20 protein-coding genes are annotated in these 23,944 nt (G+C 72.7%); 12 read left to right on the top strand and 8 right to left on the bottom strand.

What is annotated here, in order from left to right; all coding sequences use genetic code 11:
- Positions 1-85: 85 nt before the first annotated feature.
- The gene (locus E1298_RS51260; protein WP_279499065.1) at positions 86-1,648 is read right to left on the bottom strand and encodes a sensor histidine kinase; all 1,563 of its coding nucleotides are present in this window, start codon (positions 1,646-1,648) and stop codon (positions 86-88) included.
- Entirely contained in the window at positions 1,648-2,346 is a 699-nt protein-coding gene (locus E1298_RS23715; protein ID WP_131896826.1) for a response regulator transcription factor, read from the bottom strand. The genes E1298_RS51260 and E1298_RS23715 overlap by 1 nt, the downstream gene beginning before the upstream one ends.
- 132 nt (positions 2,347-2,478) lie before the next feature.
- Between E1298_RS23715 and E1298_RS23710 the strand changes: the two genes are divergently transcribed.
- Positions 2,479-4,632 (top strand): MMPL family transporter, encoded by a 2,154-nt coding sequence (locus E1298_RS23710; protein WP_131896824.1) that lies wholly within the window; start codon positions 2,479-2,481, stop codon positions 4,630-4,632.
- A 7-nt stretch (positions 4,633-4,639) separates the two neighbouring features.
- Here E1298_RS23710 and E1298_RS23705 read toward each other — a convergent pair whose 3' ends face one another.
- Complete coding sequence (locus E1298_RS23705; protein WP_131896822.1) at positions 4,640-5,284, bottom strand: LysE family translocator; 645 nt, start codon at positions 5,282-5,284, stop codon at positions 4,640-4,642.
- Positions 5,285-5,380: 96 nt separating this feature from the next.
- Here E1298_RS23705 and E1298_RS23700 point away from each other — a divergent pair, with 96 nt between their 5' ends.
- The 3 genes from E1298_RS23700 (at position 5,381) to E1298_RS23690 (ending at position 10,048) form a co-directional block, all read left to right on the top strand.
- Positions 5,381-6,721, top strand: coding sequence for an aminotransferase-like domain-containing protein (locus E1298_RS23700; protein WP_131896820.1), 1,341 nt, complete (start codon positions 5,381-5,383; stop codon positions 6,719-6,721).
- Between the two features lie 99 nt (positions 6,722-6,820).
- Entirely contained in the window at positions 6,821-8,518 is a 1,698-nt protein-coding gene (locus E1298_RS23695) for an ABC transporter ATP-binding protein/permease (protein WP_131896818.1), read from the top strand.
- A 99-nt stretch (positions 8,519-8,617) separates the two neighbouring features.
- On the top strand, positions 8,618-10,048 hold the full coding sequence (locus E1298_RS23690; RefSeq protein ID WP_207944799.1) for an aminotransferase class V-fold PLP-dependent enzyme: 1,431 nt from the start codon (positions 8,618-8,620) through the stop codon (positions 10,046-10,048).
- Between the two features lie 45 nt (positions 10,049-10,093).
- Here the strand turns inward: E1298_RS23690 and E1298_RS23685 are convergent, their stop codons facing one another.
- Positions 10,094-12,592, bottom strand: a complete 2,499-nt coding sequence (locus tag E1298_RS23685) for a mannose-1-phosphate guanyltransferase (protein WP_131896816.1) — start codon at positions 12,590-12,592, stop codon at positions 10,094-10,096.
- Complete coding sequence (gene clsA, locus E1298_RS23680) at positions 12,589-13,278, bottom strand: cardiolipin synthase ClsA (RefSeq protein WP_131896814.1); 690 nt, start codon at positions 13,276-13,278, stop codon at positions 12,589-12,591. Before clsA ends, E1298_RS23685 begins: the two co-directional genes overlap by 4 nt.
- Before the next feature lie 76 nt (positions 13,279-13,354).
- Between clsA and E1298_RS23675 the strand changes: the two genes are divergently transcribed.
- The 4 genes from E1298_RS23675 (at position 13,355) to E1298_RS23660 (ending at position 16,491) form a co-directional block, all read left to right on the top strand.
- On the top strand, positions 13,355-13,882 hold the full coding sequence (locus E1298_RS23675) for an NUDIX hydrolase (protein ID WP_131896812.1): 528 nt from the start codon (positions 13,355-13,357) through the stop codon (positions 13,880-13,882).
- A gap of 218 nt (positions 13,883-14,100) precedes the next feature.
- Positions 14,101-15,345, top strand: coding sequence for an NAD(P)/FAD-dependent oxidoreductase (locus E1298_RS23670; protein WP_243725756.1), 1,245 nt, complete (start codon positions 14,101-14,103; stop codon positions 15,343-15,345).
- Entirely contained in the window at positions 15,342-16,184 is an 843-nt protein-coding gene (locus tag E1298_RS23665; RefSeq protein WP_131896808.1) for a DUF1365 domain-containing protein, read from the top strand. Before E1298_RS23670 ends, E1298_RS23665 begins: the two co-directional genes overlap by 4 nt.
- Before the next feature lie 10 nt (positions 16,185-16,194).
- A complete protein-coding gene (locus tag E1298_RS23660; protein WP_131896806.1) occupies positions 16,195-16,491 on the top strand; it encodes a response regulator transcription factor in 297 nt (98 codons plus the stop codon).
- A gap of 17 nt (positions 16,492-16,508) precedes the next feature.
- Here E1298_RS23660 and E1298_RS23655 read toward each other — a convergent pair whose 3' ends face one another.
- Positions 16,509-17,381 carry an acyl-ACP desaturase gene (locus E1298_RS23655; RefSeq protein WP_131896804.1) on the bottom strand — a complete coding sequence of 291 codons (873 nt, stop codon included), beginning with the start codon at positions 17,379-17,381 and terminating at the stop codon, positions 16,509-16,511.
- A complete protein-coding gene (locus E1298_RS23650) occupies positions 17,378-18,268 on the bottom strand; it encodes an SAM-dependent methyltransferase (RefSeq protein WP_131896802.1) in 891 nt (296 codons plus the stop codon). Before E1298_RS23650 ends, E1298_RS23655 begins: the two co-directional genes overlap by 4 nt.
- A 173-nt stretch (positions 18,269-18,441) precedes the next feature.
- Between E1298_RS23650 and E1298_RS23645 the strand changes: the two genes are divergently transcribed.
- The 4 genes from E1298_RS23645 to E1298_RS23630 all read left to right on the top strand — a co-directional run bounded on the left by E1298_RS23645 (position 18,442) and on the right by E1298_RS23630 (position 22,721).
- Positions 18,442-20,085: an AMP-binding protein gene (locus tag E1298_RS23645; RefSeq protein ID WP_165975626.1), complete on the top strand. Its 1,644-nt coding sequence runs from the start codon at positions 18,442-18,444 to the stop codon at positions 20,083-20,085.
- Between the two features lie 95 nt (positions 20,086-20,180).
- The gene (locus E1298_RS23640) at positions 20,181-20,438 is read left to right on the top strand and encodes an acyl carrier protein (RefSeq protein WP_165975625.1); all 258 of its coding nucleotides are present in this window, start codon (positions 20,181-20,183) and stop codon (positions 20,436-20,438) included.
- A gap of 2 nt (positions 20,439-20,440) precedes the next feature.
- Positions 20,441-21,334, top strand: coding sequence for an SAM-dependent methyltransferase (locus E1298_RS23635; protein ID WP_131896796.1), 894 nt, complete (start codon positions 20,441-20,443; stop codon positions 21,332-21,334).
- A gap of 46 nt (positions 21,335-21,380) precedes the next feature.
- Entirely contained in the window at positions 21,381-22,721 is a 1,341-nt protein-coding gene (locus tag E1298_RS23630; protein WP_165975624.1) for a protoporphyrinogen/coproporphyrinogen oxidase, read from the top strand.
- A gap of 27 nt (positions 22,722-22,748) precedes the next feature.
- Here the strand turns inward: E1298_RS23630 and E1298_RS23625 are convergent.
- A partial coding sequence (locus tag E1298_RS23625; RefSeq protein ID WP_207944798.1) for a sensor histidine kinase occupies positions 22,749-23,944 on the bottom strand: 1,196 nt, incomplete at its 5' end.

Genomic DNA, 23,944 nt, shown 5'->3' with positions numbered 1-23,944 from the left:
ATCCCCGTCCGCCGGGGTCCCCGCCCCCGGATCCGGGGTCGTCCTGTCGTGCGATCACGGCCCCATCATGGCAAGCGGCGGCAAATCAGCGGGGATCGCGGCCGTGCTCCGCCCCGGCGGGTCGCGCCTCATCGGAGGGCGGCCCGGCCGGTCCCGGGTCGCCGGCTCGCGCATCGCCGGGCGGCCGCCCGGCGAGCGGCAGGGCGACGGTGAACGCGGCGCCGCCGCCCGGTGCGCCCGCCGCGAGGGCCCGCCCGCCGTGCGCCTCGGCGACGGCCGCGACGATCGACAGGCCGAGCCCGGCGCCGCCCCGGTCGCGGGACCGGGACGCGTCGGCGCGGTAGAAGCGCTCGAACACCCGCGCGCGGCCGTCCTCGGGCAGGCCCGGCCCCTCGTCGGCCACCTCCAGGAGCGCCTCCCCGCCGACCTCGCCCACCCGGACGGTCGCGGCGGTGCCCGGCGGGGTGTGGCGCAGCACGTTCGCCAGGAGGTTCGCCAGGACCTGCCGCAGCCGCTCGGCGTCGCCGCGGACGACGACCGGGCCGGGCGCCTCCAGGGTCAGCGGGCGGCCGGGCTCGACCGCCGCCGCGTCGGCGACGGCGTCGGCGGCGAGCGCGGCCAGGTCGACCGGCTCCCGCTCCAGCGGGCGGCCCTGGTCCAGGCGGGCCAGCAGCAGCATCTCGTCGACCAGCCGGCCCATCCGCTCGGCCTCGGACTCGATCCGGCGCATGGCCTTGGCGAGGTCGTCGGGACGGTCGGCCGCGCCGCGCCGGAACAGCTCGGCGTAGCCACGGACGGTGGCGACGGGCGTGCGCAGCTCGTGGGAGGCGTCGGCGATGAACTGGCGGAGCCGGTCCTCGGACGCCTCGCGTTCGCGGAACGCCGACTCGATCTGCGCGAGCATGCCGTTGAGCGCGCTGGCGAGGCGGCCCACCTCGGTCCTCGGCCCCTGGACGCGGACGCGGCGGGCGAGGTCGCCCTCCCCGATCGCCGCGGCCGTCCCGGCGATCTCCTCCAGCGGACGGGTGGCGCGGCGGACCGACTGCCACACCAGCAGCCCGACGCCGAAGAGCACGGCGACCGTGACGAGGAGCTGCGTGCCGAAGGCCCGGCTGAACAGCTCGTCCTGCTCGCTGGTGCGCATGGCGGTGACGAGGATCGTCCCGCCGCCCGGGACCCACGCGGTGCGGAACAGCCAGTCGGCGGCCCCGGCCCCGAACGGCCCCGCGTCGTGCTCCTGGCCGGCCGGGTCCTCCACCCGGACGAACCGCTCCCCGTCGGGGTTGCCGCGCGTGATCCGGCCGGGCCGCAGGTCGCGCGGCAGCGGGGGGTCGCCGGCGAGGGCGTAGGTCTGCGCGACACCGCCGTCCGCCGTGCGGACCTGGAAGAACAGCGGCAGCCCGCCGCCGTCGCCGCCCGCGCGCCACAGCCGCGCCAGGTCGGCCGCCGCCGGCGGCAGGACGAGGCCGCCGCCGTCCCCGCGCTGGGCGAGGACCGCGGCGGCCTCGCGGCCGATGGTCCTCATCTGCCGGTGCTCGGTCCCCGACCGCCAGTCGAAGATCGCGGCGAAGCTGGACGCGCCCGCGATGACCAGCCCGAGGGTCAGCAGGCCGAGCTGGCTCACCAGGAGGCGCCTGCGCAGCGACATCAGCCCTCCCGGGGCAGGCGGAGCACGTAGCCGACGCGCGGCACCGTGTGGATCAGGCGGGGGTCGCGGTGGTCGACCTTGCGGCGCAGGTAGCTGACGTAGGTCTGGACGACGCCGTCGCCGCCGCCGAAGTCGTACTGCCAGACGTGGTCGAGGATCTGCCGCTTGGTCAGCACCCGGCCCGCGTTGAGGACCAGGTAGCGCAGCAGCTTGAACTCGGTGGGGGTCAGCTCGACCAGCGCGCCGCCGCGCCGCACCTCGTAGGCGTCCTCGTCGATCTCCAGGTCGGCGAACGACAGCCGGTCGCGCTCCCGCCCGGCGGGGCGGGTGCGGCGCAGCACGGCGCGGATCCGCGCGATCAGCTCCTCCAGGGAGAACGGCTTGGTCACGTAGTCGTCGCCGCCCGCGGTGAGCCCCCTGATCTTGTCCTCGGTGGCGTCGCGGGCGGTGAGGAAGACGACCGGGGCCTGGCAGCCGCCGCGCCGCAGCCGGGCGCACGCGTCCAGGCCCGAGCCGTCCGGCAGCATCACGTCCAGGACGATGAGGTCCGGGCCGAAGCGGGGGATGCGGGCCAGGGCCTCGGCGCCCGAGCCCGCCACGGCCGTCTCGAAGCCCTCGTAGCGCAGGGCGGTCGCGACCAGGTCGGCCAGGTACGCCTCGTCGTCGACGACGAGGATCTTCGTGGGGGCGTCGGTCACGGACCCCAGTCTCCCTGGTCGGCGCTGTGCGCGCGGTGGGGAAGTCCTTAGAGATCTCTGTGAACGCCGTTTCACAGAGATCTCCCAGAACGCTCGCACAGGATCCGAAGAGCGGCCCGCTGCAGTGGACCCATGAACGGAATCTCTGGGTTCGTGCTGCGGCACCGACTCCTCATCGCCCTCCTGTGGCTGGTCGCCGCATGCGGCGGCGTCATCGCGGTCACGCAGGTGGGCGACCGGCTCAAGGAGAACTTCGCGCCGCCCGGTTCGGCGGCGCGCGACGCCAACACCGCGATCGTGGACGCGTACGGGACGGGCGGCGAGGACAAGCCGCTCGTCCCCGTCGTCACCCTGCCGTCCGGGCTCACCGTGGACTCCCCGCAGGCGCGTCCGGCGCTGGCGAAGGCGTTCGCGGAGGGCGGTCGGCGGATCGGCGCCCGCGTGGCGTCCTACGGCGACACCGGCGACCGCCGCTTCGCCGGCGGCGACGGCCGCACCACCTTCGGGCTCGTCTTCCCGCCCGCCTCCGGGGGCGCGGGCGGGATGGACGACGGGCCCGACCTGAGCGGGCCGCTCGCCGACGCGATGCGGCCGGAGCTGCCCGAGGGCGCGACGCTGCGCGTCACCGGCATCAACGGGCTCGCGGAGGACGCGGGGAGCGAGGGGCCGAGCGTCCTGATGGAGACGCTCGTGGGGGCGGGCGGCGCGCTGATCGTGCTCGCGTTCGTGTTCGGCTCGCTGCTGGCGCTGGTGCCGCTCGTCATCGCGGCCGTGTCGATCCTGACCTCGTTCCTGCTCGTCTACGCCATCACGGGCGTGACGGACGTGAACTTCATGGTCCAGTTCGTGGTGGCGCTCATCGGTCTCGGCGTCGCGATCGACTACTCGCTGCTGGTGGTGACGCGCTGGCGGGAGGAACGGGCGCACGGCCACGCGGGCGAGGAGGCGGTCAGGCGGGCCATGGCGACGGCCGGGCACGCGGTCGTGTTCAGCGCCGCCGCCGTCGCGATCGGCCTCGTGGCCATGGTGGCGGTCCCGGTGGAGTTCCTGCGCAGCGTCGCCTACGGAGGAATGATCATCCCGGCGGTCAGCGCGCTGGCCACGCTGACGCTGCTCCCGGTCGTCCTGGTCACGGCCGGGCCCCTCCTGGACCGGGCCGCGCCCCGGTGGCGCGGCGACGGGTCCCGCGCGAGCCGTGCCTGGACGGCGTGGACGCGGCGGGTCATCCGCGTCCGGTGGGCGGCCGTCGTGGCGGCCACCGCCGTGCTCGGAGGGCTCGCGTTCGCCGCCCTGGGCCTGAACCTCGGCGAGGCGCACAGCGACGCCCTGGCGAAGTCGGGGCCCGCGCGCGACGGGATCACCGCGCTCCAGCGGTCCGGCGTGCCGTCCGGGGTCCTGACGCCGGTGGACGTGCTCCTGCCGCCCGGCACGGACGCGGGGAAGGCCGCGGACGGGCTGCGCGGCGTGCGCGGCGTCCACACGGTCGCCGCGCCCGCGGGCGGCATGTGGCGGCGCGACGGCTCCGCGCTGGTCACCGTGGTGCCGGAGGCCGAGGGCGGGACGGACGCGGGCAAGGACACCGTCCGGGCCGTGCGGAAGGCGGTGCCGCCGGGGGCGCAGGTGGGCGGCGGGACGGCGGCCGACCTGGACTTCGTGTCCAAGGTGTACGGGGCCTTCCCGCTCCTGCTGGCGCTGATCTGCCTGCTGACCTTCGTCCTGCTCGCGCGCGCGTTCCGGTCGCTGGTGCTGGCGCTCAAGGCGGTGCTGCTCAACCTGCTGTCGCTGGCGGCCGTCCTCGGCTCGATCGTGCTGGTGTGGCAGCTCGGCCACGGCAGCGACCTGATCTGGGGCATCTCGGGCACCGGCTCGATCGCCGCGTTCACCCCGGCGATGGTCTTCGCGTTCCTTTACGGGCTGTCGATGGACTACGAGGTGTTCATCCTCGCCCGGATCAGGGAGGAGTACGACCGCACCGGGTCCACGGAGGCGGCCGTGGTCGAGGGGCTCGGCCGGACCGGGCGGCTCGTGACCAGCGCCGCGCTCATCCTGTTCATGGCGTTCGCCTCGCTCGCCGCGGCGCCCATCATCGAGGTCAAGGTGTTCGCCACCGGCCTCGGCCTCGGCATCCTGCTGGACGCGACCGTGGTCAGGGCGCTGCTCGTCCCGGCGCTGGTGTCGCTGTTCGGCCGGTGGAACTGGTGGCTGCCGGGGTGGGCCGCCCGCGTCCTGCGCGTCCGGGCGGCGCCCCTCCCGGCGGCGCCCGAGCGGGAGCGCGTGCCCGCGTGACCGTCCGTTAGGCGACGGCGGCCCGGGTGCGGCCGAGGCCGATGTGGAGCGCGAGCCCGGCGAGTACCGAGCCCATCAGGTACCGCTGGGCCCGCCGCCAGCCGGGCCGCCGCGCCAGGAACGCGGCGATGCCGCCCGCGCCGAGCACGATCAGCCCGTTCACGGTGACGGCGACGGCGGTCTGGACGAGGCCGAGCTGCAGGCTCTGCGCGGCGACGCCGCCCCGGTCCGGGTCGATGAACTGGGGCAGCAGCGACACGTACACGACGGCGATCTTGGGGTTCAGCAGGTTGGTGACCAGGCCCATGGCGAACAGCCGGCGCGGCGGGTCGACCGACAGGTCCCGCGGCGCGAACGCGGAGGCCCCGCCCGGCCGGACGGCCTGCCAGGCCAGCCAGAGCAGGTAGGCGGCGCCGCCCAGCTTGAGCGCGGTGTACAGGGCCGGGACGAGGGTGAAGACCGTGGTGATCCCGGCGACGGCGGCGAGGACGTAGAACGCGAACCCGGCGGTGACGCCGCCGAGCGAGACCAGGCCCGCCCGCCGGCCCTGCGTCACCGACCGGGACACCAGGTAGATCATGTTGGGGCCGGGGCTGACGACGAGCCCCAGGGCGACGGCGGCCATGCCGGCCGCGGCGGCGAGCGAGATCATTGCACTCCTGTCCAGGTGATGCGCCGACTGTAGATCTCGGAGCATTCTCAGTGCAATACTGACTTTGCTCTCGGTGCAATCCTGGAAGAGGGAGTCATGGAGGACTACCGGCGGGTGGCGGACGCGGTCGCCGCCGACATCGCGGCAGGACGGCTGCGCCCGGGCGAGCGCCTGCCGCCGCAGCGCGCGTTCGCCCGCGCCCGCGGGATCGCCGGCTCCACGGCGAGCCGGGTCTACGGGGAGCTGGCCCGGCGCGGCCTGGTCGTCGGCGAGGTCGGGCGCGGCACGTTCGTCCGCGCCGCCGAGCGCCCGCAGGTCCCCGCGCTCGCCGAGCCCTCGGACGCCCGGATCGACCTGGAGCTCAACTACCCCGTGGTGCCCGGGCAGAGCGCCCTGCTGGCGCCGGGCATGGTGCGCCTGCTGCGCCCGGACGTCCTGGACGCGGCGCTCGCCCCCGTCGGCGTCGCGGGCACCGCGCCCGCCCGCGAGGCGGCGGCGGCCCTGCTGGCCGCGCCCGGCTGGGAGCCCGCACCGGGAGACGTGCTGTTCGCCGGGAACGGCCGCCAGGCGATCGCCGGGGCGGTGGCGGCGCTGGTCCCGCCCGGCGGGCGCCTGGGGGTCGAGTCGCTGACCTATCCGGTGGTCAAGGGCATCGCGGCCAGGCTCGGCGTCACGCTCGTCCCGATCGCGGGCGACGAGCGGGGCCTGCTCCCCGGCGCCCTCGAAGAGGCCCACCGGAGCGCGCCGCTCGGGGCCGTCTACGTCCAGCCGACGCTGCACAACCCGTACGGGACGACCATGCCGCCCGAGCGGCGCGCCGCCCTGGCCGGCGCGCTCGACCGGCTCGGCCTCTACGCGATCGAGGACAGGATCTGGGCGTTCCTGCTCACCGGCGGGCCGCCGCCGCTGGCGTCCCTGGCACCCGGCCGCACGATCCTCATCGACAGCCTCTCCAAGCGCCTCGCGCCCGGCCTGACCATCGGCTTCGCCGTCGCTCCCCCGCCCCTGTACGGGCGCGTCGCCGCCGCGCTGCGCTCGGGGGCCTGGGCGCCCACCGGGTTCGCGCTGGACGCGGCGTCCGGCTGGATCGCCGACGGGACCGTGGCGGCGATCGGCGACGCCAAGCGGGCCGACGCGGCGGCCCGCCAGCGGATCGCCGCGGAACGGCTCGCGGGCGCGGCCGTCCGGTCCGCCCCGTCCTCCTACTTCTGCTGGTGGGACCTCCCCGCGCCCTGGCGGGCGGAGACGTTCGTCGCCGCCGCCGGGCGCCGCGGCATCGCCGTCACCCCGGCCGCCGCGTTCGTGGTCGGGACGGGCGCGGCGCCGCGCGCCGTCCGCGTCGGCCTCGCCTCCCCGCCGCTGGACGCGCTGGCGCGGGCGCTCGGCGTCCTCGCCGAGATCGCCGCCGCCGCGCCCGACGACATCTCGGTGGACTGACCCGAAGCGGGCCGTCACCCGGGCGTCCCTGGACTCTGGAGGCGGAGTCGTTCATCTTTCTTGGAACGGGAGCCGCGGGACCAGGGGCGGGGGCGGTACATGATCGAGGTGCGCGGGGTCGGGCAGCGCGTGGACGGGGGCCGCCGGACGCTGCGCGACGTGTCGCTGACGATCGGCTCCGGGGAGCTCGTCGCGATCATCGGCGGGAGCGGCGCGGGCAAGACGACCCTGCTGGACGCCATCGCCGGGATCCGGCCGCCCGCCGAGGGCGAGGTCCGCTACGACGGGGACGGTACCGGGAAGGGCGGCGGGAACGGGCGCGGGCTCGGCTACGTCCCGCAGGACGACATCGTCCACCTGGAGATGCCGCTGCGGCGCACGCTGCGGTACGCGGCCGGGCTGCGGCTCCCGGCGGGGACCCCGGCGGACCGCGCCGGGCGGGCCGTGGACGCGGTGCTGGAGGCGCTCGCGCTGACCGGGCGCGCCGGGCAGCGGGTGGGGTCGCTCAGCGGCGGCGAGCGCAAGCGGGCGAGCATCGCGGTCGAGCTGCTCACCCGGCCGCGCGTGTTCTTCCTCGACGAGCCGACCTCCGGGCTCGACCCCGCGACGGCGGCGGACCTGATGCGGCTGCTGCGCGGCCTGGCGGACTCGGGGACGACGGTGGTCCTCACGACCCACCACCCGCCGGACGCCGCCGCGTGCGACCAGGTGGCCGTCCTCGCACTGGACGGGACGCTGGCGTTCTACGGGCCGCCCGGCGCGGCGCGTGAGGCGTTCCAGGCCGACGGGATCGAGGACATCTACGTCCGCCTGGCCGGGGCCGGAGAGCCGCACGACTGGGCGAGCCGGTTCGGCGGCGCGCAGGACGGCGGAGTCCGGGAAAGCGGAGTCCAGGAGAGCGGAGGCCGGGAGAGCGGAGGCGGGGAAGGCGGCTCCGAGGCCGCCGGAGACGCGGCGGGGGCGCCCGCCGGGGCGTTCGCGCAGTGGGCGCTGCTCACCCGGCGGAACCTGGACCTGATGACGCGGAACCGGCTCACGCTGGCCGTCCTGGGCGGGTCGCCGCTCATGGTGCTGGCGATGTTCGCCGTCCTGTTCCGTCCGGGCGCGTTCTCGCCGGAGTCGCCCAGCCCCGGCGCGACCGTCATGATCCTTTTCTGGATCGCGTTCGGCGGGTTCTTCTTCGGGCTCACCTACGGGCTGCCGCAGATCTGCGCCGAGCTGCCCGTCCTGCGGCGCGAGAGGCTCGCGGGCCTGCGGATCGGGCCGTACGTGCTGGCGAAGGTCGCCGTGCTGCTGCCGCTGCTGGCCGTGGTGGACGCGCTGATGCTCGGCGTGCTGCGGGGGCTGGACCGGCTGCCCGCCCTGGGGTGGCGGACGTACGGGGAGCTGCTCGCCACGCTGCTGCTGTGCTCGCTGGCGGCCCTGGCGCTGGGCCTGCTGGTGTCGGCGGCCGTGACCGATGCCGTCCAGGCGACGATGGCGCTGCCGATGCTGTGCTTCCCGCAGGTGCTGTTCGTGGGCGCGATCCTGCCCGTCCCGGTCATGGCCGCGCCCGGGCGGTGGCTGAGCTTCGCGATGTCGAACCGGTGGGCGTTCGAGGGGCTGGGCCACACCCTCGGCGTGGAGCGGCTGTGGGCGTCGGGGCGCTCCCCGCTCGGCCCGCCGCTGCTCGGCTCCTACGGCGACACCTTCTCGCGGGCCGCGGCCGTCGATTGGGCGCTTCTCGCCGGATTCACAGTGATCTTCCTCGTGGTCACGGGCCTCATTCTGGTCCGTCGGACCCCAAACGCCCCCTGACGGACCAATTTTGGCCATACCGCCCCCTTGCCGACGCCCAACCGATTTTGGACCGTTACTAGTGGGAAGTGCCGTCATTTGGGCCCGGGGGGGTGCACGATGGGTGCTTCATCCGACTTCTTCGTCGGGGCGATGCCGGACGCCCACCCCGAGTACGCCTCGACACGGCGCCTGGACGAGCTGCGCGCCGCCGAGTACCCGCATCTGGACGCCCGCGGGCACGTCTACCTCGACTACACCGGGGCGGGCGTCGCGGCGCGGGCGCAGATCCGCGCGCACGCCGAGCGGCTGCTCGCCCACTTCTACGGCAACCCGCACACGGAGAGCCCCACCTCCAGCGCGTCCACCGCCCTGGTCGAGCGGGCGCGGGCGGCGATCCTGGCGTTCTTCAACGCCTCCCCGGACGAGTACGCGGTCATCTTCACCCCGAACGCCACCGGCGCGTGCCGGCTGGTCGGCGAGGCGTACCCGTTCCGGCGCGGCGCCCGGCTCGTCCTGACCGGCGACAACCACAACTCGGTGAACGGGATCAGGGAGTTCGCCAGGGCGCGCGGCGCGCAGGTCGTCCACCTGCCGGTGCGCCTGCCGGACCTGCGCGTCCCCGAGGCGGACGTCCGCGCGGCGCTCGCCAGGCGGCGGGGGCTGCTCGTCTACCCCGCCCAGAGCAACTTCACCGGCGTCCAGCACCCCCTGGACTGGATCGGCCTCGCCCACGAGCGCGGCTACGACGTGCTGCTGGACGCGGCGGCGTTCGTCCCCGCCAACCGCCTGGACCTCGGCGCCGTCCACCCCGACTTCGTCCCGGTGAGCTGGTACAAGGTGTTCGGCTACCCGACCGGCGTCGGCAGCCTCATCGCGCGGCGCGACGCGCTCGACCGGCTCCGGCGCCCCTGGTTCGCGGGCGGGACGATCCGGGCGGCGAGCGCGCTCGGCGGCTGGCACGTCCTCGCCGGCGACGAGAGCGCCTTCGAGGACGGCACGCTCGACTTCCTGTCCATCCCCGACGTGGAGTTCGGCCTGGACTGGGTCGGGGCCATCGGCATGGACGTGATCCACCGCCGCGTCGGGTGCCTGACGTCCTGGCTCCTGCACCGCCTCGCGAGCCTGCGGCACCCCGACGGCTCGCCCCTCGTCCTGCTGTACGGGCCGGACGGCACGGCCCGGCGCGGCGGCACGGTCGCCTTCAACGTGCTCGACCGCCGCGGCCGGGTCGTGGACGAGCGGATCGTCGCGCGCGACACCGCCGCCGCCGGGATCTCCGTCCGCACCGGCTGCTTCTGCAACCCCGGCGCGGGCGAGGGCGCCTTCGCGATCTCCGAGCGGGCGCTACGCGAGACCGCGAACCGCCGCGTGCGGACCCTCGACGACTACCTCGGCCTGCTCGGCCTGCCGACCGGCGGCGCCGTCCGCGCGTCCCTCGGCCTGGTGTCGAACGTCGCGGACGTCGAGCGCCTGGTCGCCTTCCTGGACGCCGCCTACGCCCGCCGCGCCCCCGACGCCACCGGCCTCAAACCCCGCGAACGCTGCTGAGACCCTGCCCAGGTCTCGGCCCTTGCCCGGTTCTCACGCCCTTGGTCAGGTGCCCGCGCGCTCGACCACCGCGGCCCACTCCTCCAGCGTCTCCTGGACGGCGTCCGCGTCCGGGCCCTCGGCCCACAGGTGCGTGACCGCCTCGGCCGGGTCCGGCAGGACCAGCACCCAGCGGCCGTCGTCCTCGACGACGCGGACGCCGTCGGTGGTGTCGACCGTCCGGCTCCCGGCGGCCTCCACGACGTGCCGCATGACGCTGCCCTTCGCCGCCCACGGCGTCGGGACGGACCGGCGCAGCAGGTGCGCGTCCGGGATGCGCCGGTCGATCTGGGACAGCGTCAGCCGCGTCCGGGCGACGAGCCCGACGAGGCGGACGAACGCCGCGATCCCGTCGACCGTGCCGCTGAACTCCGGCATGAGGAACCCGCCCCGCCCGTCCCCCGCGAAGATCACGTCGGGGTGCGCGGCCGCCTTGGTGAGCACGTCCTGGGACGTGGAGGTCCACTCGACCCGCACGCCGTGGAACCTGCAGACCTGCTCGGCGACCCGCGTCGTGGTCACCGGCAGCGCCACCCGGCCGCCGCGCCGCTCGGCGGCGACCAGGTCTAGCATGACCAGCAGGGCCCGGTCGTCGCCGACCAGCTCGCCGTTCTCGTCCACCAGCGAGATCCGCTCCCCCACCGGGTCGAACCGGACGCCGAACGCGGCGCGCGAGGACGACACCAGCTCGCCGAGGCGCTCCAGGTCGCGCATGCGCTCGGCGAGCGTCTCGGTCGGGTTCGCCTCGTCCAGGCCGTTGTTGCGGGTGAGGACCTCCACGCCCATCGTGCCGAGCAGGTTCGGCAGGACGAGCGAGACGGTGCCGCCCGCGCTGTCCAGGACGATCTTCAGCCCGGCCTCGCGGACGCCGCTGATGTCGACGCAGCGCAGCAGGTCGCGGGTGTAGGTCTCCACGACGCGCGGCGGGTAGGTCAGCTCGGCGATCTCGCCGGGGAACGCCCGCCGGTACTCCTGGCGGCCGAACACGCGCTCCAGCTTGCGCTGCGCCCCCTGGGACAGGTCCGCGCCGTCGGGGTCGAGGAAGACGATGTCGACGCCCTGCGGGTCGCCGTGGGTGGTGCGGATGTAGATGCCGCCCGCGCAGTCGGCCCGTCCCGTCTCGAACCGCGCGACGGTCAGCGGGGTGGACTCCAGGTCCTGGACGTTGATCGCGCTGGCCGTCAGCGCGGCGATCACCGCGCGCTTCAGCGTGCGCGCCGCGCGGGACACATCGCGCGCGGCGACGACCGTCGTGCCCTTCTTCAGCGTCGTCGCGTACGCGCTGGCCAGCCGTACCGCGAGCTCCGGCGTGATCTCCACGTTGACCAGCCCGGACACGCCGCGCGGCCCGAACAGGTTGCGCTGCCCCCGCGACTCCCAGATCACGCTGGTGTTGACGACCGCGCCCGCCTCGATCGTCTTGAACGGGTAGACCTTGACCCCGCTGGAGACGTACGCCTCCGCCTCGATCACGCACTCGTCGCCGACGATCGCGCCCTCCTCGACGCGGGCGCCGGCCATGATGTCGGTGTTCTTGCCGATCACGCAGCCGCGCAGGTTCGTCGACGGCGCGATGAACACGTTGTCGTGGACGATGGCGCGGTGCAGGAACGCGCCCTCCTTCACCACCACGTTGCTGCCGAGCACCGTGTACTCGCGCAGCTCCACCCCGGCCTCCACCTTGGCGTAGTCGCCGATGTAGAGCGGGCCCTTCAGGACGGCCTCGGCGTCCACCTCGGCGCCCTCGGCGACCCACACGCCCGGCGACATCTCGAACCCGCCCAGGTCGATCCCGACCTGCCCCGACAGCATGTCGGCCTGCGCCTTGAGGTAGCTCTCGTGCGTGCCGACGTCCTCCCAGTAGCAGTCGGCGACGTACCCGAACAGCGGGGCGCCCTCGGCCAGCAGCTTGGGGAACACGTCCCCGGACCAGTCGACGACCTCGCCCGCCGCGACGTGGTCGAGGACCTCCGGCTCCATCACGTAGATGCCGGTGTTGACGGTGTCGGAGAACACCTGCCCCCACGTCGGCTTCTCCAGGAACCGCTGCACGCGGCCCTCGTCGTCCACGATGATGATCCCGAACTCCAGGGGGTTCGGGACGCGCTTGAGCCCGATGGTGACCAGCGCGCCGTTCCGCTCGTGGAAGCGCACCATGTCGGTCAGGTCGATGTCGGTGAGCGCGTCCCCGGAGATCACCAGGAACCGGTCGTCGCGCAGCGCCTCCTCGGCGTTCTTGACGCTGCCCGCGGTGCCGAGCGGGATCTCCTCCGTGGCGTAGCTCAGCGACATGCCGAGCTCCTCGCCGTCCCCGAAGTAGTTGCGGATCAGCGCCGCCAGGAACTGCACGGTGACGACGGTCTCGTCGAACCCGTGCCGCTTGAGCAGCCGCAGCACATGTTCCATGATCGGCCGGTTGACGAGCGGGAGCAGTGGCTTGGGCTGGTTGGCGGTCATGGGACGCAGCCGCGTCCCCTCGCCTCCCGCCATCACGACGGCCTTCATCGGGGGGTCTCAGCTCCCTTCTGCTCGCCGGCCGACGGATCCGCGCCGGGCGGGGCGCCCGGATCCGGCGCGGGGCCCGGCGCGCGGGCCGGTGGCGAGCCGCGGCCGGCCAGCACCAGTTGCCGCGTCTGCGCCCAGTAGAGGACCGCCGCCCACCAGTACAGGGCCGTCCCCCAGATGGCGAAGGACCATCCGATCACCTTCGCCGCGGTCGCCGCCCCTCCGTCATGGTCGCCCAGGAGCAGCAGCGGGAAGGCGTACAGCAGGCAAAGCGTGGCCGCCTTGCCGATGAAGTGCACCGGCAGCGTCCCGCCGTACCCGAGCCGCCGGACGATCGCCGCGATCGGCGCGATGGCGACCTCCCGGGCGACCAGCAGCACGACAAGCCACACCGGGACGATGTCGCGGACCGTGAGGCCGATGAGCGTGGCGAAGATGTAGAGCCGGTCGGCGGCCGGGTCGAGCACCATCCCGAGCCGGCTGGTCTGGTTCAGCAGCCGCGCCAGCTTGCCGTCCAGCCAGTCCGACAGCCCCGCGAACACCAGCAGGCCGAGGGCCCACCAGTCCGCCTCGATCAGCACGAGCCACAGGAACAGCGGGACGCCGACCAGCCGCGCCAGGCTCAGGATGTTGGGCACCGTCAAGACGCGGTCTTGCCCGGGCGCCCTGCCGACCTCAGCACTCACCGAAGCGCTCGCCTCCCCTGTCCCTAGAGCTTGACCCTACCGGTAAGGGTTGGAAAGCCCCCGATAGCGTCCAGGCATGCGATGGACGGTGCACGGGGAACGATCGATCTACGACAGCCCCTGGATGAACGTGCGGCTGGCCGACGTCGAGCTGCCGGACGGCCGCCGGTTCGACCACCACCTCCTGCGGGTGCGCCCCGCGGCGGGCGTGATCGCGGTCGACGACCGGGCGCGGGCGCTGCTGATCTGGCGGCACCGGTTCATCACCGACCGCTGGGGATGGGAGGTCCCCGGCGGGCGGATCGAGGACGGCGAGGACCCCGGCGAGGCCGCCGCCCGGGAGCTGACCGAGGAGACCGGCTACCGCGCCGGGCCGCTGCGCCGCGTCCTGCACGTGCCGCCGTCGCCCGGCCTGCACGACGGCGTCCACCACATCTTCAGCGCGGAGGGCGCCGAGCGGATCGGCGACCCCACCGACGTGGAGGCCGAGCGGATCGAGTGGGTCCCCCTCGCCGACGTCCCGGCCCTCGCCGCGCGCGGCGAGATCGGATCGGCCTCCACCCTCTGCGGCCTGCTCTACCTGCTGGCGGAGGGCGCGCGCTGACGCTCCCGGCCGGTCTTCCGCCCACCACCGCTTCGCGGATCAGAGCGGTCTCGCAGCGATCTCACGGAGGGGCGCATTCAACATTCTGGAACTTTCAACAGCTCCGCTTTTGCGAGCTCTTCCAAGCTCATTTGGACGGTCGCGTACTGGTAAGTATGCGGAGGAACGCGTTACCGGGCACAGGAGAACCGGTCGGAGCGCGCGGGGCCACCGCGGTCGTGATCGGGGCGGGGGTGGCCGGGCTGACCGCGGCGTACCTGTTGCAGCGCAGGTACGAGGTGACGCTGTTCGAGGCGGAGCCCCGGGCGGGCGGCCACGCCCATACCCACGATGTGCCGGCCCCCGGCGGCGGGTCGATTCCGGTGGACACCGGTTTCATGGTGTTCAACAGGCGCAACTACCCGCATCTGGTCTGCCTCCTCGACGAGCTCGGCGTCAGGACCAGGGGTTCGGACATGTCGATGAGCCTGACCTGCGAGCAGTGTTCAATGGCCTATCTCACCGGAAGCGCTCTGCGCGGTCTTCCGGTCCGTCCAGCGGCGTTGTCCGCCTCGGCCTGGCGGGCCCTGGGCGCGGAGATGAAGACCTTCACCCGGTTGGCGGCAGGCAGCCTGGACGAACCGGTGGAGCCCACCGTCACCGTCGGGGACCTGCTGGAGGAGCACGGGTTCTCGGTGACCTTCGCCGAGCATCTCGTACTGCCGCTCGTCTCGGCACTGTGGTCGTGCGGCTCGGCCGCGGCGCGGCAGTACCCGGCCCACTACCTCTTCCGCTTCCTTGACAACCACGGGCTGCTGCCCGGCGGGCCGCCGACGCGCTGGCGGACCGTGGTCGGAGGCAGCCGGGAGTACGTACGGCGGATCACCACCCGGCTCCCGACAGTGCATTGCGGCCGGCCGGCGCAGGTGATCCGCAGGCTCGGCGAGCGGATCGAGGTACGCGACGCGGCGGACGAGGTGCACACGTTCGACCGCGCCGTGGTCGCGGTTCACTCGGACCAGGCGCTACGGCTCCTGGCCGACGCCACTGCCCAGGAGAGTTCGCTGCTCGGGGCGATCCCCTACGTGGCGAACGAAACGGTGCTCCACACCGACGCGGCGCTGCTGCCCGACGAGCCGAGGATGCGGGCCTCCTGGAACGTCCGGCGGGTCCCCGGTGCCGCCGCGGACTCCCACGTGCTGATCAGCTACCACCTCAACCGGCTGCAAGGCATCGCGGGACCCGTGGACTACGTGGTGACGCTCAATCCGGCGGGACGGGTCCGTGAGGACAGGACGCTCGCCCGGATGGTGTACGAGCATCCCGTCCACACCCCTCGGAGCGTGGACGCCAGGTGCCGCCTGCCCAGCCTGAACTCGCCTCGCCTGGCCTTCGCCGGGGCGTACCACGGCTGGGCCTTCCACGAGGACGGCTGCGCATCCGGAGTCCGGGCCGCGGGCGCGCTGGGAGCCACGTGGTCGTGAGCACGGCCGATCCGATGATGAAGCCCGCTCCGAGCGCCGCCGTCCGCACTCCGGTCCTGTTCGACTGCGAGGTGGTCCATCACCGGCATGAAGGCGTGGACCACCGCTTCGCCTACCGGCTGGCTTCCTGGCTGGTGGATCTCGACGATCCTCCTCGTCCCCCATGGCCGCTTTCGGTGCTCCTCGGCTTTCGATCCGGTGACCATTTGGGGGACCCGGACTGCTCGCTGCGCCGGAATCTGGATCGCTATCTCGCCTTGAACGGAGTGGACCTCCATGGCGGGAGGATCGTGATGCTGGCCCAATCCAGGGCGCTGAGGTACGTCTTCGATCCGGTCACGATCTTCTGGTGCCACGACGAACGCGGCCGGTTGGCGGCGGTCGTGAGCGAGGTCCGCAATACGTTCGGCGAGCGCCACTGCTACCTTCTCCACCCCGATGATCACGGGCGGGCGGTGATGGCGAAAGAGTTCTACGTGTCACCGCTGTTCCCCGTCGACGGCCGCTATCTGGTGAGGTTCCGGCTGGATCAGGCCCGGCTGGCCGTCAGCTTCGTTCTGCGCCGCCCTGCCGCCCGTCCGGCAGCAGCGGAGGAGACGGGTGAACGGGAGCAGACGGCTCTGACCGTCACGCTCAGGGGGACCGCGGTGCCGACGCCGGCCGCACGATGGAGGCTTCTGCTGACCCATCCGCTGGCCGCCTACCGGACCATCGCACTCATCCATTTCCAAGCGTGGCGCCTGCGCCGCCGAGGTCTGCCGATTCGCCGCCGCCGATTCCATCGTCCGCAGCCCGGGGTGTCCCCTGATAATCCACCGACACGCACGGGCAAGAGGTAGGTGATTCACGATGGCCACGACGATGTACGCCCTTCCTTTGGAGGACTACGGACGACCGCTGACTTCCAGAGAGAACCAGGTGCTGGTGCTGGTAGCCGAGGCCCTGTCCAATCGCAGGATCGCCAGGACGCTCGGGATCAGCGAGAAGACGGTCAAGAATCACCTGGGGTCGATCTACGCCAAGCTCGGTGTGGGATGTCGGATGGAGGCGGCGCTGATCGCGCTCCGCTCCGGCGCGCCCGCCATCGCCGAGCCGGAGGTTCCCGGCGCTCCAGTCCGGGACGCGGGTCCCAGGACGAGGCGATGAGTCCTTCGAGGTCCAGGTCAGGGAAGCCGCCGGATCGCGGCCACCATGGACATCAGGCCGTCATCGTCCAGCGCGCCCGGTGCGTTGACAACGTCTCTCACCAGGCGCTCCAGGGCCTCGTACGCCTCCGTGTGGTCATAGCCCACGGAGTCGGCCACCTGGAGTGACCATCGCCGGTACCCGGTCAGGGTCTCGGACAACGGCATCCGGAAGGTGCTCAGCACATCCTTGACGTGCGGGACGGCATGGACCTGCCCACGGCGCAGGTAGGTCTCAACGAGCTGGCCGTAGAGCGCGAAGTGGCGAGCCTCGTCCCGAGCCAGCCGCCGCAGCAGGTCCCGCAGCACCGGCTCGGCGGCGGCCGCCTTGAACCGCTGGTAGAACAGCTGCGTCGCCTTTTCCTGGATCATTGTGTAGGTGAAGGCCTGGAGCGGGTGCTCGTAGGGCAGCTCGAATCGCTTGCGTCCCTCGGCCGCGAGCTCGCGCAGAAGATCGTCGGTCTCGGCCATGCCGGCCTCGACCTGGTAGCGGGTCAGCGCCGCCGCGTGGCGCTCCTCGTCGGCGGCCCAGGTGACGAAGAACCGGAAGTATTCGCGATTCGCACAGAAGTCATCGATCCCGATGTCCTCGCCCACGATCGGGAACGCGTCCAGCAACCAGGTGAGGTACCCGGGGATGTGGTCTTCGATGAAGGTGATGAACCGGACCACGGACCGATCGTCCTCGGTGAGGGCGTCCGGCCGGATCGCGGGCCAGTCGAGGTCGCCCAGGCTCCATGTCCGATCGGCACCCCGCTGGACCGCCGGCCCGACGGCCGCGCGGATGTCGCGGATCGGCAGGGACCGTGCGGGCGTCCCGGCACTCGTGCCCTGTCCAGAGCTCCTCGTCATAGGCCGACCACCGCCTCGCCCATCCGGGCGCGTATTCCGGTGAAGGCGTAGTGCTTGGTGGTGCGGCCCCAGCCCACGTTCGCGGTCTCGAAGTATCTCAGCAGTTCTTCGGCCATCCCCGGGCGCATGGCATCGATCTCTTCTCGACGGGCGGCCACCCGGGCCGACCATTCGTCGATCGTGCGGAGGTAGTGAGGGGTGAGATCGGCGATCGTGCTCAGGCTCAGGCCGGCGCTCTCCGCGGCGTCCAGGAGTTCGGAGAGGGGCCGCAGCACTCCGAATCCGAAGACGGTGTCCGTGACGTGACGACTGGCCGGACGGGTGCCGTACTCCTCGAACATGCCCCGGTTCCGGAAGCAGCTCGCCGAGAGGTAGAGCCGGCCGCCGGTCCTCAACGCGCGGGTCGCCGCCGTGAGCGCCGCGCGATGGTCGGGCATGTGCTCGATCACACCGACCAGGGCGACGCCGTCGAAGCGACGGCCGGGAAGGTCCGGATCGTAGACGGACCCGCAGTGGAACTCGCAGCGGCCGGTCAGGCCCCGGCGCTCGGCGTCGTCGCGCGCGTGCCGGATCTGTACCCGGGATGGGGTTACGCCCACCACGGTGCACCCATACCGCTCGGCGAGGAAGTGGCACAGGCCGCCCCACCCGCAGCCGATGTCGAGAATGCGCTCACCGCCCCGCAGAGCCAGGGACTCGGCGATGAAGCACATCTTGGCCTCCTGCGCCTCGTCGAGGCTCTCGTCGCCGCGTTCATAAAGGCCGCAGGTGTATTTCATCCGCCGATCGAGGAAGGTCTTGAAGAGGTCAGGGGGAAGATCGTAGTGCCGGTTGGTCGCCTCTACCGCGGCCTCCCGAGTGACCGCTTGCGAATCTGCTTCGCCCATGTCCGACTCGGTTTCCCGTCCGTTGTCCCGGTGGCTCGCGGCCCCGATACGGGTCCGATGCGGGACCGCTCTGCCGGATGCCGGCAAGTCCAGTCAATCCGGCGGTGTGGGACCTGGGCATAGGACCTTGGTCCTATCTGCCGGCGCCCCGATGCCGGCGCAGTATCGAGTTCATGGCCGTTCAACACTTGTGCGATTCCGGCGAGACGTTGGACGCGGCACTGCGGAGCCTCGCCCGCACCTCGCCATCGGTCGGGGTGCGCTTTCCAGAGACCTCGAAGCGGATCGACGCCGCGGCCCTGGACGACGCGGCCACGCGCTGCGCCGCCGGGCTCCTCGCGGAGGGAGTCGAGCCGGGAGACCTTGTCGGCCTGCTGATGACGACCACTCCGATGTTCCTGATCAACCTGTTCGGAGTGCTGCGCGCAGGGGCGGCCGTGACCGTACTGCCGGCACCGTCCAAGCTCTCCGACGAACCCGCGGCGGCCAGGCGGATGCGGAACATCGTGGCGGAGGCGGGCGTCCACCACGTGATCTGTGACCCGGCGCTCGCTGAACTCGCGCGCAAGGCGGAGACACCCCGGGTTCTGGAGCCTCCGCCGGCGTCATCCGGACGGGAACGGCTGCCCAGCGTCGCGCCCGGCGATCTGGCGATCGTGCAGTTCACCTCGGGAAGCACCGGGCGGCCTCGGGGCGTGCGGCTCCACCACCGGACCGCGATGGCCGGGCTGCGCGCGATCGTCGAGTCGTCCGCGCTGACGCCGGCCGACACCCTCGCCCAGTGGGTGCCCCTTTTTCACGACATGGGCCTGTTCGGGCTGCTGGCGAATCTTCTCAACGGGAGCGACTGCCATCTCTTCTCGCCGATGGGCTACATCAGGCGACCCGGCGAGTTCCTCCGCTACTTCTCCGAGCACAGGTGCAGTCTGAGCACCGGGACGAGCTTCGGATACGAGCTGCTGCTGGGCGCCGTCGGTCCCGAGGAGCTCGCGGCGCTCGACCTGTCCGCTTGGCGCCTCGCCTTCAACGGCGCGGAGCCGGTCTCCGCATCCGTCGTCCGGGAGTTCCAGGAACGGCTGGCGCCCGCCGGAGTCCGCCGTTCGGTCATGTACCCCGTGTACGGCATGGCCGAGGCGACCCTCGCGATCTCCTTCCCGCGCCCCGGGGATCCTCCGGCCACGGTCCACATCGACCGCGACGAGCTGAGCCGCACGCGCAGGGCCCGCCCGGTGCCGGCGGACGAGCCCAACGCCAAGGCGCTCGTCTCCGTTGGACGGCCCGTCGCGGGGATGGAGCTCCGCGTCCTGGACGATCACGGACGTCCCTGCCCGGACGGAGGGCTCGGTGAGATCCAGATCTCCGGGCCATCGGTGATGGACGGCTACTACAACGACCCGGCGGCCACCCGCGCTTCCTTCGACGGGGAGTGGTTCCGCACCGGCGATCTCGGGTTCACCCGCGGATCCGATCTGTTCATCGCCGGGCGCAGAAAGGAAATGGCGATCGTCAACGGCAGGAACTTCTTTCCCGAAGACGCCGAGGAGATCGCGCGCGAGACTCCCGGGCTCTATCGAAAGCGCTGCGTGAGCTTCGCCGACACCGCTCCCGACGGCCGAGAGCAACTCTGCGTCGTGGTGGAGACCAAGGAGCCCGAGTGCGCCCGCCCTGCGCTCGCCGACCAGGTGCGCGCCCGGGTGGTCCGCGGGTTGGGGGTTCCCGCCGTCCGAGTGCATGTCGTCGGAGCCCGGTGGCTGACCAGGACGACCAGCGGGAAGTGGCAGCGCACCCTCGCCAAGCACCGTCTCGCAACCGAATAGACACCCCGGCGCCTTTCGACCCGGCGCCCCAGCGCAACGCGATAAAGAATGGTGAGTGAGGCCCCATGGGGACGACGGATAATACGGCGGTTCCGGTGAATCGGGACGAGGCGTTCGAGGCCGTGTGCGAGGAGCTCCGGAGGGAACTGGAACTCCCCGGCGACCTCAACCTGACGGCATCCGACCCTCTCGACCTGATCCCGGGCGCGGAATCCATCCGGCTCATGCGCGTGGTGGCGGCCCTCGAAGGCCGGTACGACGTGGAGTTCGACGATCACGCCGTCCGCGACACCGAAACGATCGGGGACATGACCGATCTGGTGCTGGCGGCGCTCAAGGACGCCGAGGGCTGACCATGGAAGGCGCGGGGCCCTCCCCGATCATCGGCTCAGACGCCGCGGCCGAGGCCACCAACAGGCACTATGAGCTGCCTCCCGAGGTCTTCGGGACGTTCCTCGACCGGCGGACGAAGTACAGCTGCGCCCTTTACCCCACCGGGACCGAGACGCTGGATGAAGCCCAGGAGGCGAAGCTGCGGTTCATCGCGGACCTGCTGGGACTGGACGGCGGTGAGCGGGTCCTGGACGTCGGCTGCGGATGGGGCGCGATCACCCTCTACCTGTCGTCCCTGGGCTGCCGCGTGACCGCGGTGACACCGTCCCGGGTGCAGGCCGGCCACGTCCGCGCCGCCGCCCGGCTCGCCCGCGTCGCGGACCGGGTCGAGATCCGGTGCGGCGGCTACCAGGACCTCGGGCTCGGCGACCGCCGCTTCGACGCGGTGGTCATGGAAGAGGTCATCGAGCACATGCCGGAGCACGGCGGCCCGATCGCCAAGGCGTACAGGGAACTCCGGCGCGGCGGAAGGCTGTACGTGTCGGCCAGTTGCTACCGCAGCCGCGGCGTCCGCGCCGAGTTCGCGTCCCGGCCGGCGAGCAGGCGCGCCGTCGAGCTCTACGGATACACCGCGATGGCGGTCGCGTCGGAGCTGGTCGGCCACCTTGAGGACGCGGGCTTCAGCGTGTGCACGCTCACCGATCTGACCGCCCAGTACGGAATCACGATGCGGGAATGGCATCGCCGGATCAGGGCGGGATCCGGGCTGGACGACGTCACCCTGAGGATCGGCGACTTCTTCGACGCCACTCTGGCCGCATGGGGATATACGGCGAAGCTGTATGCGCTCACAGCCGTGCGTTCGCGCATGGGGGTGTGGGAGGAACGCACCCATCGGCTGGGGGCGCAACCCTAGGGCGCTTCTTATGGGTCTTGTTCGTCGTGAGCGGCTAGGAGCCAAGATGGTCCCGAACCGATCAGGCCGCCGCGTCATCGTCGTCGGCGGTGGAATCGCCGGGCTTTCAGCCGCCTACCGATTGTCCCAGAGCGGCTACGAAGTCACCGTACTGGAGAAGGACGACCAGGTCGGCGGCCGCATGGTGACGGCCGAGCGCCAGGGGTACCGCTTCGACGTCGCCGCCTCACTGCTGCCCAGCGCCTACACGGCGATGCGGCGGCTCGTCGACGATGCCGGACTGGCGTCGTCCGTTCAGCCGAGCTCGGATCTGGCGAGCATCGTCGACGGCGGCGTCCATCATCATCTGCACCTGGCGTCGAGGCTGGGCCTTCCGCGCTCGTCCCTCCTCGGCCCCCGCTCGAAGGCGGGGCTGTTCCGGGCGGCCATATCGGCCAAGCGCCACCGGTCGTCCCTGCGCTGGGACGACCTCTCCGGATGCGCGTCCCTTGACCGGGAGAGCATCCAGGAGTACGCCGACCGCAGGTTCGGGCCGGAGGCGATCGACCTCCTGATCGAGCCGGTGAGCAACGAGGTGTACTTCGCCGACCCGGCCGAGTTGTCCGTCGTCCACCTGCTCTTCTTCCTTGAGCGGCTGCTCCCGACCGGCTTCTTCTCCTCGCCGGAAGGCGTCGCGTTCCTGCCCCGGGGCCTGGCCCGGCAACTCCACGTCGAACTGTCGGCCGAGGTCCGATCCGTCGAGGAGGCCCGCAGCGAGGTCACGGTCACCTGGAGCAAGGGCGCCGGCCCGGAACGCACCGACCGCGCGGACGCCGCCGTCATCGCGGTACCGGTGAAGGACGTGAGCGGGATCCACCCCCAGCTCGCGCCGGAACGCCGCGAGGTGCTCAACGGCTTCTCCCGGTCGGCGTATGTCGTGACCCATCTCGGTCTCTCGAAGGCCCCGGCCACGCCGGCCATGTGGCTGCTCGTTCCCCGGTCCACCTCGCCTGACCTCGTGGGCGTGGTCATGGAGCACAACAAGGCGACCGGCCGGGTCCCCCCGGGATGCGGGCTGGCGGGCGCGCACTGGCGACCGCGGTGGTGCGAGGAACACCTCCACGAGAGCGATGATCAGATCACCTCGCACACGCTGAAGGAGCTCGAAAAGATCACGCCGGGGATCAGCGGCACGGTCGTCTTCTCCAGCGTCACCAGATTCGAGCCGTGCTGCGTCCCCCTGCGCAGCCCCGGGACGTTCCGGGCCCTGCAAGAGTCGTCCAGAGGAAGGGCCGGCGATTCCCGGATCGTTCTCGCCGGCGACTATTTCGGGCTCGCCTCCACCAACACGGCTCTCGCCTCGGGAGAACGAGCCGCGCGATATCTGTCGGGACGACTCGGGCCATGACCGCCGCACGCCAGGCCGCGTGCCTGTTCAGCCGAGGGTGCGGGCCGACGGGACGCTCAGCGGGAGCACGGCCGTGACCACGAACCCCGCCCCGTCCCCCGGCGCGGCGTCCAAGGTGCCGCCGACGCTGCGCGCCCGCTCGATCATGCCGAGCACACCGAAGCCCTCCGGCGTGCCGCCGGACGGCCCGCGCCCGTCGTCGGCGACCCGCACGACGAGCGCGCCGTCCGCCCGGGTCAGCCCGACGGCCACGCGGCTCGCCCCGGCGTGCTTGACCACGTTCGTCAGCGCCTCCTGGACGATCCGGTACGCGGCGACGCCCACCTCCGGAGGGAGCGGCCCGGCGTCCTCGCCGTCCAGGGTGACCACGAGCCCGGCCGTCCGCGCGGCCCGCACGAGGTCGGCGATCCCGTCCAGCCCGGGCAGGGTCTCCGCCGGGGACCCGACGTCGGTGCTCCTGAGGACCTGGAGGGTGCCGCGCAGCTCCGTCCGCGCCTCCCGGCACGTGGCGGCGATGGAGGTCAGGGCGTCGGACAGCTCGTCCCGGTCCAGCGGCCGCTCGCCGCGCAGCAGGTGCGCGGCGGCCCCGGCCTGCACCCCGATGACCGTGATGCTGTGCGCGAGCAGGTCGTGCAGGTCGCGCGCGATCCGGAGCCGCTCCTCGGCGACCCGCCGCCGCGCCTCCTCCTCCCGCGTCCGCTCCGCCCGCTCGGCCCGCTCGGTGATCGCCGCGACCCGGGCCCGGTGGCTCCGCCACACCTGCACGGCGATGGCGATGGCGACGACCGCCTCGACCACCGCGATCTGCTCCCGGACGCTGCTGCCGCCCGCCCGCATCGCCATCCCGACCACGCACGTCCCGAGCAGCGCCCCGACCACGGTGAGGACGATCCGCACCCGCCGTCCGAGCACCGCGTACCCGAACAGCGCGACCACCTCGGCGGGCACCAGCGCATGGTGCTGGTACTGCATGAGGTGGTACGGCAGCGCCGCCACGACCAGCGCCGTCAGGGCCGCCCCCGGCCACCGCCGCAGCACCACCAGCGGCACGTGCACGCCGACCAGCAGCACGGCGCCGAACACGTCGAACTGCCGCACCCCCGGCCACATGCCCGCCGCGAAGCCCGCGCCCCCCGCCAGCAGCATCGCCAGCAGCACGTCTCTCGTCCGGCCATCGCCCCGGCACGCCATCACCACGAGCCCATCTTCCCTGACCCCGCACC

Source organism: Actinomadura rubrisoli (assembly GCF_004349215.1).
In the GTDB taxonomy this organism is placed as follows: domain Bacteria; phylum Actinomycetota; class Actinomycetes; order Streptosporangiales; family Streptosporangiaceae; genus Spirillospora; species Spirillospora rubrisoli.
Note: the sequence above shows the minus strand (reverse complement) of the source record. Positions and strands in the feature narration are given on the sequence as shown.